The following is a 12,665-nucleotide window of genomic DNA, read 5'->3' on the forward strand; positions in this document are numbered from 1 at the left end:
GTGGTAAATAGAGCTCAGGAGCGGTTGATAACTTTTTTCGAGAGCATTGGCTGCAAGGCGTTGGCTTCAAGGAGGTAGCATGCGCAAGGAACGTCTGATTGTCCCCACACTGGCGATCATCGCCATCGTGTGGGCGGCCGCGCAGCTTCTCTCAAGCGTGCTTTTTGAGCGTAGCTTGCGCCAAGCGCTTGAGGACCTGGAAGCGCGGGGGGAGTGGCGCGTCAACCGTACTGAGAACCACCAAGGCTGGTTAAGTTCCCAGGGTAGGTTGATTTTGTCACCACTGCTGGGTCGCCCCTGGCGGCTCGAGCTCACCTATAGCGCACGTCACGGTATTTTAAGCACGGATGTTGAAGGCACGGTGCTACCTCGCCTTGATACCGTATTGCAGCAAGCGGTGGGTGAAGTCACTGCGCCCTCGGTGCCGCGCTGGCAAGGGCGCTATCATACCCTTAGCGGCCATAGCGAAGTGCGCCTTGCCCTTGCCCCCTTCGTTATCCAACAAAATGGTCGCGAGTTAGCCGTCCGCGGCGGTCGGCTGCGCCTGGAAGGTGTTTTTGGTGATTGGCGACTACGTGCGCTGTTTGACCAGCTCACCCTGATGGATGGCATGGCCCAACTCGCACTAGGCCCCACAGAGCTGGAGAGCCGCTATACCTATATTGATGATGCTTACAATTTTGCTCAACGCGACCACCTGCATATTGAAACGCTGACGTTGAGCTACCCCTCCTATGATATCCAGCTGTCTCCCCTCGATTTGAATAGCCACATGGTGCTGGATGAGAGCGAGCTGCGTATTAAAGGCGACCTGACAATAGGCGACGTGATGGTACCTTCTGAAGCGCCGGACATGCCACTACTAAACGGCCGTATAGCGTTGGAGCTCTCCCGGCTGAATGCCGATGCGGTTCGTAATGTGATTCGTCGTTTGCGCCAGGAAGCTGCCTGGGGAGACGCGACGCTACCCATGGCGGAAGGGCTGCTAGCCCGCCTTGAGCCGGATTTGCGCAAAGTCCTTAGCGACTCGCCGCGTTTAGATGTCACGACGGTTGCTATGGATAGCCCGCTGTTGGGTATTCGCCTGGATGCGGATGGCGCGCTGTTTTTTGATGCCCGTCAGTTGGATGAGCTCAGCGTGATTCATCTCGACAAAGAGAAAGAGCAGGCGAAATGGCTGGAGCGTATCGATGGCGACTTCACCTGGCACGACGCGCCCACCGTCGCCGCGCTATGGTTAGGGCTGCCGCTGGGAACGCGGGAGCTGCAGTTTGATGTAGTTCGCGGCGTATGGCGAGTCAACGGCCGCCCAATGCCCGAGCTCTGGCCTCAATAACGTTAAAGGCTTAAGACCGTCGGGAGCGCGGTTAAATCGACTGTTCTACTTACGAAGGGTTGAAGTTTTAGCTCACTGCCCACATTCCATGAACAACACTTGGCGGTGTTCACCGCCGGTATCGGTTCATTGGAGGACGCATGAGCGACCAGGATTACGAACACGACGCTGAACATCTTGATTGGCAACTTGACGATGAACAGTCATCAACCAGTGATGATGCCCCCGGTAGTGAAGAGAATAACGAAAAGAGCAGTAAAGAGAGTCGCGAAAAGAGCGCTCAAAAGCAGGCTAGCCAGCCGGAGGGCAGTGATTACCGCTCCGACGGCGAACGGGTAAACTCTCTGGTGCCCGCCAGCGAAATGCTGCCCGAGCGCATCTACCTTCTGCCTATTCATAACCGTCCTTTTTTCCCTGCCCAGGTGCAGCCGCTGGTGGTTAACCGCGAACGCTGGGAAGAGACCATGCGCCGAGTGGGTAACACGCCGCACCACACCCTAGGCGTTGCCTTTGTGGGGGAGCAGGGCGTTACCTCCCTGGATCACGAAGGTTTTCCAGAGATCGGCACCGCGGTTAAAGTGCATAAACTCAAGGGTGAGGATGACCAGATCCAGTTTATCGCCCAGGGACTGCAGCGCTTCAAGATTACCCGCTGGCTCTCTAAAGAGCCGCCCTACCTTGTTGAAGTGACTTACCCTAAAGAGCCGGTGGATGCGGAAAACGAAGAGACCCGCGCCTACGCCATGGCGATTATCAACGGCATTAAAGAGCTGCTGCCGATCAATCCGCTGTATGGGGAAGAGCTCAAGCACTACCTTAACCGCTTTAGTCCACATCAGCCGGGGCCGTTGACTGACTTTGCCGCCGCAATCACCTCTGCCAAAGGCCCAGAGCTGCAGGATGTGCTGGCCACCCTGTCGGTGGAGGAGCGGATGCAGAAAGTCCTGCCGCTGCTGCGTAAAGAGATTGATGTGGCCCTGCTGCAAGGTGAGATCAGCGAGCAGGTCAACGCGCAAATGCAGGATCGCCAGCGCGAGTTCTTCCTGCGGGAGCAGCTAAAGGTCATTCAGCGTGAGTTGGGTATCTCCAAAGATGATCGTGAAAACGATGTGGATACCTTCAGGGCGCGCTTGGAATCGCTGGTGGTGCCTGAGCGTGTTCAATCGCGTATTGACGACGAGCTCAATAAACTCAGTGTGTTGGAAACCGGCTCGCCGGAGTATGGCACCACGCGTAACTACCTGGATTGGCTAACATCGCTGCCCTGGGGAGTGACCAGTCAGGATCAGTTGGATCTACCCCATGCCCGTAAGGTGCTGGATCGAGACCACGACGGCCTGAAAGATGTGAAAGAGCGCATTATCGAGTTTCTCGCCGAGGGCAAGTTTAAAGGCGATGTAGGCGGCTCGATTGTGCTGTTGGTAGGCCCACCGGGGGTAGGTAAAACCTCCATCGGGCGTTCTATTGCTGAGGCGTTGGGTCGGCAGTTTTACCGCTTCTCGGTTGGCGGTATGCGCGACGAAGCGGAAATCAAGGGGCATCGGCGCACCTATGTAGGCGCTATGCCCGGCAAACTGGTGCAAGCCTTTAAGGAAGTCGAGGTCGAAAACCCGGTTATCATGCTGGATGAGATCGACAAGCTGGGACAGTCCTTCCAGGGCGACCCCGCTTCGGCGCTGCTGGAAGTGCTCGACCCCGAGCAGAATGTCGATTTCCTCGATCACTATCTTGATGTGCGCATGGATCTCTCCAAGGTGCTGTTTATCTGCACCGCCAACACCCTGGATTCAATTCCTGGGCCGCTGTTGGATCGTATGGAGCAGATCCGTCTTTCGGGCTATATCGCCGAAGAGAAGCTGGCAATTGCCAAACACCACCTGTGGCCAAAGCTGCTCAAACGCGACAACCTGACTAAAAAACGTATCAGCCTTTCTGATGCGGCCTTGAAGCAGGTGATAGAAGGCTACGCCCGTGAAGCCGGGGTGCGTCAGTTGGAGAAACAGCTCCACCGTATTGTGCGTAAGTCGGCGGTTAAGCTGCTGGAAGAAGAGGCCGAAACCGTCAAGATATCGGTTAAAAATCTTGAAGAGTTCCTGGGGGCGCCGATCTTCCGTAAAGAGAAAGTGCTCACCGGGGAAGGGGTAGTGACAGGCCTGGCGTGGACATCCATGGGCGGGGCAACGCTGCCCATTGAAGCGGGCAAAGTGCACTCGCTGGATCGCGGCTTTAAGCTTACCGGCAAGCTTGGTGAGGTGATGCAGGAGTCTGCCAATATCGCTTACAGCTATACCCTGGGGCACCTACAGGAGTATGGCGCCGATGCGGACTTCTTCGACTCGGCCTTTGTGCACTTGCACGTACCCGAGGGCGCTACGCCGAAAGATGGTCCTTCAGCCGGTGTCACCATGACCACTGCGTTGCTGTCATTGGCCAAGCACCATGCGATTGACCGGCCCTTGGCGATGACCGGCGAGCTGACCCTAACCGGACAGGTGCTGCCGGTAGGGGGGATTCGCGAGAAAGTGATTGCCGCGCGGCGCAGTGATATTTTTGAATTGATTCTGCCCGATGCCAATAAGCGCGACTACGAAGAGTTGCCGGACTATCTGAAAGAGGGCATGACGGTGCACTTTGCCAAGCGCTACCGTGATGTATCAGACGTGGTTTTCGGCCAAAAATAGAGCGTTGATTCTATTTGCAGCAACGGCTGTTTAACCTTTTAAAGCGTCTTACGAGAGTAAGGCGCTTTTTTTATATTTGTTCACTGGTTTGCCGAGATGATCTATAGCGATAATGACCTCTGCTTTAATAAAAATTAAGAATATCTAATTCTCGGAGAACTAATGCGTAATAATCAGCCCGTCACCCAGCGCGAGTATGTCCTGAGCGAGGAGACAGTACTTATCTCTCGCTCGGATTTAAAGGGCAATGTGACCTATGCCAACTCCACCTTTGTTGAGGTCAGCGGCTACAGTCGCGACGAGCTGATCGGCGCGCCCCACAACCTCCTTCGCCACCCGGATATGCCTGAAGCGGCTTACGCAGATTTCTGGAAAACCATCCAAGCCGGGGAAACCTGGCAAGGCGTGGTCAAAAACCGCCGTAAAAATGGCGACCACTACTGGGTGCATGCCACTGTCGCCCCGCTGCGGGACGGGGAGCGTATCGTTGGCTATACCTCTGTGCGTCGCAAAGCTGCTGGGCAAGCGGTGGCCCGTGCAGAAAAGATCTACGCTGAAATTCGTGAAAAAGGTAAGTCCCGCCACTACGCGCTAGCCCACGGCACGCTGCGGCGTAAAGGCTTGACCGGTATACTGTCGCGCTTTCAGTTCTCCAGTCTAAAAGCCAAGCTCATCAGTATGGTGGTAGCCTCTTTGCTACTGCTCTGCTTTTCGGGCGGGCTGGGGGTGTACGCGGTGATGGTTTCTGGCGAGCGGCTGGAAACACTTAACCGGTCAGGGTTGAATGACGTTGCCTCACTGCAACATATCGAGCGCTACGTGGGGCAAACGATTGAGACACTGGAGCCTGCGGTGCGCAGTCCCCGCCGGGCTGACATGGAGGCCGTCAATGCAGAGATTGGTCAATATACCAATGCCATGCAAACCCTGTGGGCGGATTACTATGTCGATGATGCCGTCAATCTTGAAGCCGCCCAGGCCTTTGATAATGCGCTGACTACCTGGACAACCGGGGTACAAACCAGCCTGGTGGCGATTGAGGAGGGGAATGGATTCGCGGCCTTTGAGGCCTTTAATGACGTGGTGGTGCCGACCACTGACTCACTACGCGAGATGAATGGCACCCTGGTCGAGCTGGTGCGCGCTGATGCCGAAGCACTGGTTACTCAAGCGCAAGGCGGGCGTCAACAGCTGCTAATTACCCAACTGGTGCTACTGGCTATTGGCTTTTTGGTCATGATCGGCTTAAGCGTGATGATTCTGAGATCGGTGTTTCGCAGCCTGTCCGGCGCACGCTATATCACCTTTCAAATTGCCGCTGGCAACCTGGCCGCCCGTGAGCGGCGCCAAACCCGCGATGAGTTTGGCGAGCTGCTTTACTCCCTGGACACCATGCGTTTTAGCCTTTCCAGCATCGTGGGCGATGTGGAGAGCCGGGTATCCGTCGTCACTCCGGCCATTCAACAGATCGCCGCTGAAAACGAAGAGCTCTCTTCGCGTACCGAGCAGCAGGCATCGTCGCTTCAACAGACCGCTTCCAGTATGGAGGAGATGACCTCGACGGTTCAGCAGAACACCGATAATGCCCGTCAAGCCACCGACCTGGCGGTACAAAATGCGACCAGCACCCGGGAAACAGGCAAGCAGATGCAGCAGTTGGTCGAGCGTATGCAGCGTATCGCCCAGAGTGCTGAAAAGATGACCGAGATGATCAGTGTGATCGACGGCATCGCTTTTCAAACCAATATTTTGGCACTCAACGCTTCAGTAGAGGCTGCCCGCGCGGTGAGCATGGCCGTGGCTTTGCGGTCGTGGCCAGTGAAGTGCGCAATCTGGCCGGTCGCAGCGCAGATGCCGCCCAGGAAATCCGGAAGATGATTGATAGCACCACCCAGGAAGTGAGCGGCGGTCGAAGTGCGGTGGATCAGGCTGAGCGGGCGATCAAGGAGGTCTCACAGCAGGTGAGCCGGGTCAGTGAGCTGATGGAGTCGATCAGCACAGCGTCCAGCGAACAGAGCAGCGGGATCGGGCAAATTAACTCGGCGATTGCCGAAATGGATACTGTGACCCAGCAGAACGCCTCCAAAGTACAGTCAATTGCGGCCTCAGCGGATAACCTTTCCCTTGAAGCGTTTGAACTCGCCAATGTGGTCGATGCGTTCCGTTTGGAGGGGGCACAAGATGAGAGCATTAAAGAGGCGCGGGCGAAGTTGCAACGTGCTAACCATGCACTCAGTAAAGCCGCCCAGCGTTTACCTGCTCCGACTGAGCAGCGTGCTAAGTCAGCCTCAACACAGCCGCGCCCAACTGATCAGTGGGAAGCGTTCTAGGCCGTCAGGCAACGCCTTAGGTGCTTGATTTTTCTTTATTCGATTTAATCACATGCCACCCTCTGCGGTGGCATATTTCATGCATTACCTCTAATTGAAAAGGCTTGGTGCTAGGGAACCGAAGCCTAATGATGGCGCAAGCCTTCAATAAAAAAATAGGGGGACTAAATGCATAATGCCGAACAAGCAGTATCCGCTGTTTATGAATTAGCCGATGACGAGGTGTTGATCTCACGCTCGGATTTGCAAGGTAGGATCACCTATGCCAACCAGACCTTCGTAGACGTGAGCGGCTACTCGTTGGACGAGATCATGGGCGAACCCCATAGCCTGTTTCGCCATCCCAGCATGCCCAAAGCGGTTTTTAAAAACTTATGGGAAACCATTGAGGCGGGTAAAACCTGGCAAGGCCTGATCAAGAATCGCCGTCAGACGGGTGAAGCGTACTGGATGTATACCACTGTTGCGCCGCTGCTCGATGGCGAACGCGTAGTGGGCTATACCTCTATCCGGCGCAAAGCCTCGACTAAGGCGATTATCCGAGCAGAGCGCGTATACGCTGCTATGCAACAGGGCAGAGTACGTGGCTTTAAGCTTCATTATGGTGCGTTACGTCGCACTGGGTTATGGGGTTGGGTGCAACGCTTTAGTTTCAGCAGCATCCAGGCCAAGCTCATCGGGATGGTGTTGGCGTCTATTATCTTATTGATGATGGCGGCAGCGGCGGGGGTTTATGGTTTAACCAGTTCCGCAGAACGTCTACGAACGCTAAATCAAACTGGCCTGGAAGGGATTTCCGACCTGCAGCAGATTGATCAGCGAGTGAGCCAGGCTATCCAGGCATTAGAACCAGCGGTGCGCAATCCTCGTCGGGCCGATCTTGAGGCCCTTGAAAGCCAACTAACCACCATGAGTGCCGACATCGAACAGTCGTGGCAGGAGTTCACTGAGCTGCGCACAACGGGCGGCGGCGTTCAGGAAGGTCTGGCGGCGCACCTCGGCAACTTTATAGCGGCTTCAGATACAGCGTTTGTAGCTATTCGCGATGGCAACGGCTTCGCGGCGTTCGAAGCGTTTAATGATATCGTGCAGCCTACTTCTGCCAGCATTAGTGCCACGATTAATTTGCTCGTTGAGCAAGAGCGTGCAGCAGCCCATATATTGATGGAGAACGCTGAGCAGCAGCAGAAGGTACTGCTATACGGGCAACTTGGTGTGCTGCTAATGGGCATCGTGCTGATGGTTGGGTTGAGCATGGCGGTACTCAAATCGTTAATCAAATCACTCAATGAAGCGCGTCGGGTGACGTTCCAAATTGCCGCTGGCAACTTGGCCAATCGGGTAACGCTAAAGCGTAACGATGAACTGGGTGAGCTGCTTAACTCACTCGAAACGATGCGTTCAAGCTTGTCGGGTCTGATCACCGAAGTGGGCAACAAAGTCGATGTGGTCACGCCTGCGTCTGAGCATATCAAACAGCAGAACGAAGACTTGGCAACGCGCACTGAGCAGCAGGCCTCCTCGTTACAGCAAACCGCCTCTAGCATGGATCAAATGACCGCCACCGTTCAGCAAAACAGCGAAAACGCCCGCCAGGCAAATCAACTGGCCATGCAAAATGCCACCACCAGCCGAGAAACCGGCGAGCAGATGCAGGCGCTAGTCGAACGAATGGAACGCATCGCTGCCAGTGCCAATAAGATGACCGATATCATCAGCGTGATTGACGGTATCGCTTTTCAAACCAATATTCTGGCGCTGAATGCTTCGGTAGAAGCTGCCCGAGCGGGTGAGCAGGGGCGTGGTTTTGCCGTGGTGGCGAATGAGGTGCGCAATTTGGCCGGGCGCAGCGCTGACGCCGCTGGCGAGATTCGCCGCTTAATTGATGCATCCTCTCAGGAGATCAGCGGTGGTGCCCAGGCGGTGAGAGAGGCCGAAGCCGCCATTGATCAGGTCGTCAACCAGGTCATGAAAGTCAGCGGTATTATGGAAGAGATCAGCACCGCCTCCGATGAACAGAGCAATGGCATCGCCCAGATTAATACCGCTGTTGCTGAAATGGATCATGTCACCCAGCAGAATGCCTCCAAGGTACAGTCGATTTCCAGCGCTGCTCAAGACCTCACCCGCGAAGCACTTAGCCTTGCCAACGTTATTGCCGCCTTTCGCTTGGAAGGTGCTGCCGAGGAGAGCAGCGAGACTGCCCGTGAACGCTTGCTCAAACAGGCAGGGCTTGCGCCCATGCCATCCTTATCCTCAGCGTCCCAGGCGTTAGGCTCGCCTCAAGTGCGCCCGTCTCTACCTGAAACGCTTGCTCAGCCAGCCTAAACGCCAAGGCAACCAGTGCTGAATCCGCGCCATGGAGGGCGCCCCTCTCTTATTACATCTAGCCTCTTCATCTAATCCTGCATCTAGTCTCTACGCATCGCTCATGCCACAATCTAAGGCCGCTGGATTGACACCAGCTCCCGCCTTTTATGCGGTGGGCTGATAAATAATAGAGAGTAAAAAGTAGAGAGTAGAGGAAGCCATGCCAGAGTATCTCTCACGTACCACCACCGCTGGCCGCAATATGGCCGGCGCCCGCGCGTTATGGCGCGCAACCGGTATGCAGGACGGTGATTTTCAAAAGCCGATTATTGCGGTCGCCAACTCCTTTACCCAGTTTGTGCCGGGCCATGTTCACTTAAAAGATATGGGCCAACTGGTGGCGCGGGAGATTGAGAAAGCCGGGGGGGTGGCCAAAGAGTTCAATACCATCGCGGTGGATGACGGCATCGCCATGGGTCATGACGGCATGCTCTACTCGCTGCCTAGCCGCGACCTGATCGCCGACAGCGTCGAGTATATGTGCAATGCCCACTGCGCTGATGCGCTGGTGTGTATTTCCAACTGCGACAAGATTACCCCTGGAATGCTGATGGCCGCTCTGCGCCTCAATATTCCGGTTATCTTTGTCTCCGGCGGCCCCATGGAAGCGGGTAAAACCAAGCTGCTCAACCACGGACTGGATCTCGTCGATGCCATGGTGATGGCTGCCGACGACAGCGTAGACGATGAAACCCTGGCGGAAGTCGAGCGCAGCGCCTGCCCCACCTGTGGCAGCTGTTCGGGAATGTTTACCGCCAACTCAATGAACTGCCTGACGGAAGCACTGGGGCTGGCGCTGCCAGGTAACGGCACGGTGCTGGCTACCCACTCGGATCGCCGTCGCCTGTTTGAAACGGCGGGGCACCGTATTGTCGAGCTGGCCAAACGTTACTACGAAGGTAACGAGACGCACCTGCTACCCCGCGCCATTGCCTCCAAGGCGGCGTTTAAAAACGCCATGACCCTGGATATCGCTATGGGTGGCTCTACCAACACCATCCTGCACTTCCTCGCGGCAGCCCAAGAGGCCGAAGTGGACTTCACCATGGCGGATATCGACCGCCTCTCTCGTGAAGTACCCCAGCTATGCAAAGTGGCGCCCAATACCCAGAAGTACCATATCGAAGACGTTCACCGGGCCGGCGGCATTATGGCCATTCTCGGTGAACTGGATCGTGCCCGAGTGCTGGATACTTCGGTGCCCACGGTGTATGGCGACAGCCTGAAAGCTGCGCTGGATGAGTGGGATATCATGCGCTCGCCAAGCGCTGAAGTGGTCGAGTTCTTTAAAGCCGGGCCAGGGGGCATCCCGACCCAAACGGCGTTCTCTCAAAGTGCCCGCTGGCCGAGCCTGGATGGTGACCGCGCTACCGGCTGTATTCGCGACCTTGAACACGCCTTCTCCCAGCAGGGCGGCTTGGCCGTGCTTTACGGCAATATCGCGTTGGATGGCTGCGTGGTTAAAACCGCCGGAGTCGATGACTCGATCCTGGTGTTTGAAGGCCCCGCCCATGTGGTGGAGTCTCAGGATCAAGCCGTCGCCGATGTGCTGGCGGATAAGGTCAAAGAGGGCGATGTAGTGGTGATCCGCTACGAAGGCCCCAAAGGCGGCCCGGGCATGCAAGAGATGCTCTATCCCACCTCCTATCTTAAATCCAAGGGGCTAGGCAAAGCCTGTGCGCTACTGACTGACGGGCGCTTCTCTGGCGGCACTTCAGGGCTTTCGATTGGTCATGTTTCCCCTGAAGCAGCGGCAGGTGGCGCCATTGGGTTGATCGAGCAAGGGGATCTGATCTGCATCGATATCCCCAACCGGGCAATCAACGTCAAACTGACGGATGCCGAACTGGCGGCTCGCCGGGAAGCGATGGAAGCCAAGGGCGCCTCGGCCTGGAAGCCAGTCGAACAGCGCCCCCGCAAGATCACCCCAGCGCTTAAGGCCTATGCGCTGTTGGCGACCTCCGCCGACAAAGGAGCTGTTCGGGATCTAAGCAAGCTTGATTGATACACGCAATCGACATTCGCAACAGTCCAAGTAAGGAATCAAATGAAGGCGATTATAAACGTTGGATTAGTTGGCTACGGTTTCGCTAGCCAAACGTTCCACGCTCCGCTCATCCAGGCCACGGAAGGCCTGGATTTAGTCGCAGTCTCTTCAAGCGATGCGGCCAAGGTTCAGGCGTCACTGCCTGAGGTTGAGGTAGAAGCTCAGGCATCAGCGCTTTGTCAGCGTAGCGATATTGATTTGATCGTTATCCCTACGCCTAACGACACCCACTTTTCGATTGCTAAAGCGGCTCTGTCGGCGGGTAAACACGTGGTGGTCGACAAACCCTTTACGGTCACGCTGTCAGAAGCCAAGCTGCTCAAAAAGTTGGCGGATGACAAAGAGTGCCTATTGTCGGTGTTTCACAACCGCCGTTGGGACAGCGATTTCCTGACTGTTAAGGCGCTGCTTGAGGCGGGAACACTAGGGCGACTGGTTAATTTTGAATCCCATTTTGACCGCTTTCGCCCGGAAGTGCGCGACCGCTGGCGCGAGAAAGCTACCCCCGGTGGTGGTGTCTGGTACGACCTGGGCCCACACCTGCTAGATCAAGCCTGCGAGCTGTTCGGCATGCCCCACGCTATTCTGCTGGAACTAGGGACATTGCGAGATGGCGCCAAAGCCGACGATGACTTTCTGGCGCTGCTCGATTACGAAAGCTTTCGCGTTACCCTGGCAGCGGGGACGCTGGTGGCCGAACCGACACCACGCTTTCGGATCAATGGCACCCAGGGCAGCTTTATTAAATACGGCTTAGACCCTCAAGAGGAGCGCTTAAAAGCAGGCGAAGTGCCGACACCCCAGTGGGGCGAAGACACCCAGCATGGCACCCTGACGCTGCGTGAAAGGGAGGGGGAAAACGCCCTGCTAACGCGGCGTGAACTCCCGACCCTGCCGGGGGACTACTTGGCCTATTACCAAGGCGTCACCGACGCTATCCGTGATAAAGCACCGCTCCCGGTAAGTGTCGACGACGCCCTGCGCTCAATGACCCTGCTGGAAGCAGGCCTGGACAGCCACCGTCAACGGCGCTGGATTGCGTTGAAGAACCATTGATGTGAGGGGTGAGGGGTGAGTGGGTTTCCGTAGCGCGGCGTAAGCGTCAGCGCACCCGCGAAAGCAGCGCGAAGCGGTGCCGGGGTTGGGGTGGCAATGCCACTGGGCGGCTTGCTACCCCGCGCACTATTCACTCCTTTCTTCTCACGCTTCACTACCCAATCAAAGCAAATCCGTCACACTATTGCGCTTCTCTTCCCGTAACCTGTCCCGGGCGATATAAAGCGCGGCGATAGCGCGGGCTTCGTGAAAATCCTCGCGCAGTAGCAGGGTGGGTAGCTCCTCAAGGGCGTGAGTCTCTACAATTAATGGCTCCGGTTCATCCCCTGGCAGTCGCTTGGGATAAAGATCAGTGGCGAGCAGCACCTGCATCCGGTGTCGCATATAGTTGGGCGCCAACGAAAGCTCGACCAGCGGCTCAATACGGTGAGCACCAACGCCACACTCCTCCATTAACTCGCGGTTAGCCGCGGTAATGATATCTTCGCCAGGATCGACCAACCCTTTCGGCAGGGTGAGCACATAATCTTCAAACCCCGCGGCGTATTCGCGGATCAGCAACACGTGGTCGGGGTCGGGCATCGCCACCATCATCACCGCACCGCGGTCAGCGCCGGTCAAACGCTCAAACTGGCGCTCTTCGCCGTTAGAAAAGCGCAAATCAAGCGACTCAACCTGAAATAAACGGCTTTGGGCAACGCACTTACGCGCCAAAATTTGGGGTTTTTGCTGATAATTAGAGCGCTTAGCACGGCTACCCTCAGGGGGATTGAAGGTGTCATGCGTAGGGGGAGAGGTAGACATTAAAGAGGGCCTCCATGGCTGGAAAAAGGCGGTTACGCTAC

General features: G+C 56.2%; 6 protein-coding genes and 1 pseudogene. 6 read left to right on the forward strand and 1 reads right to left on the reverse strand.

From position 1 onward, the window contains the following. Window positions 1-79: 79 nt before the first annotated feature. The 6 genes and pseudogenes from OM794_RS06810 (at window position 80) to OM794_RS06835 (ending at window position 11,820) form a co-directional block, all read left to right on the forward strand. Entirely contained in the window at window positions 80-1,336 is a 1,257-nt protein-coding gene (locus OM794_RS06810) for a DUF945 family protein (RefSeq protein ID WP_226251306.1), read from the forward strand. Between the two features lie 140 nt (window positions 1,337-1,476). Continuing rightward, complete coding sequence (lon, locus tag OM794_RS06815) at window positions 1,477-4,017, forward strand: endopeptidase La (protein WP_226251307.1); 2,541 nt, start codon at window positions 1,477-1,479, stop codon at window positions 4,015-4,017. A gap of 162 nt (window positions 4,018-4,179) precedes the next feature. Next, window positions 4,180-6,347 (forward strand): annotated as a pseudogene (locus OM794_RS06820) (methyl-accepting chemotaxis protein). A 168-nt stretch (window positions 6,348-6,515) separates the two neighbouring features. Continuing rightward, window positions 6,516-8,675 carry a methyl-accepting chemotaxis protein gene (locus OM794_RS06825; RefSeq protein ID WP_265154395.1) on the forward strand — a complete coding sequence of 720 codons (2,160 nt, stop codon included), beginning with the start codon at window positions 6,516-6,518 and terminating at the stop codon, window positions 8,673-8,675. Between the two features lie 202 nt (window positions 8,676-8,877). Further along, complete coding sequence (gene ilvD / locus OM794_RS06830) at window positions 8,878-10,722, forward strand: dihydroxy-acid dehydratase (RefSeq protein WP_226251311.1); 1,845 nt, start codon at window positions 8,878-8,880, stop codon at window positions 10,720-10,722. A 42-nt stretch (window positions 10,723-10,764) separates the two neighbouring features. Then, a complete protein-coding gene (locus OM794_RS06835; RefSeq protein WP_226251312.1) occupies window positions 10,765-11,820 on the forward strand; it encodes an oxidoreductase in 1,056 nt (351 codons plus the stop codon). 162 nt (window positions 11,821-11,982) lie between these two features. Here OM794_RS06835 and nudE read toward each other — a convergent pair whose 3' ends face one another. Beyond that, window positions 11,983-12,624 carry an ADP compounds hydrolase NudE gene (gene nudE, locus OM794_RS06840; protein WP_226251313.1) on the reverse strand — a complete coding sequence of 214 codons (642 nt, stop codon included), beginning with the start codon at window positions 12,622-12,624 and terminating at the stop codon, window positions 11,983-11,985. Between the last annotated feature and the right edge of the window lie 41 nt (window positions 12,625-12,665).

The sequence above is a fragment of the Halomonas sp. BDJS001 genome, from assembly GCF_026104355.1.
Classification (GTDB): domain Bacteria; phylum Pseudomonadota; class Gammaproteobacteria; order Pseudomonadales; family Halomonadaceae; genus Vreelandella.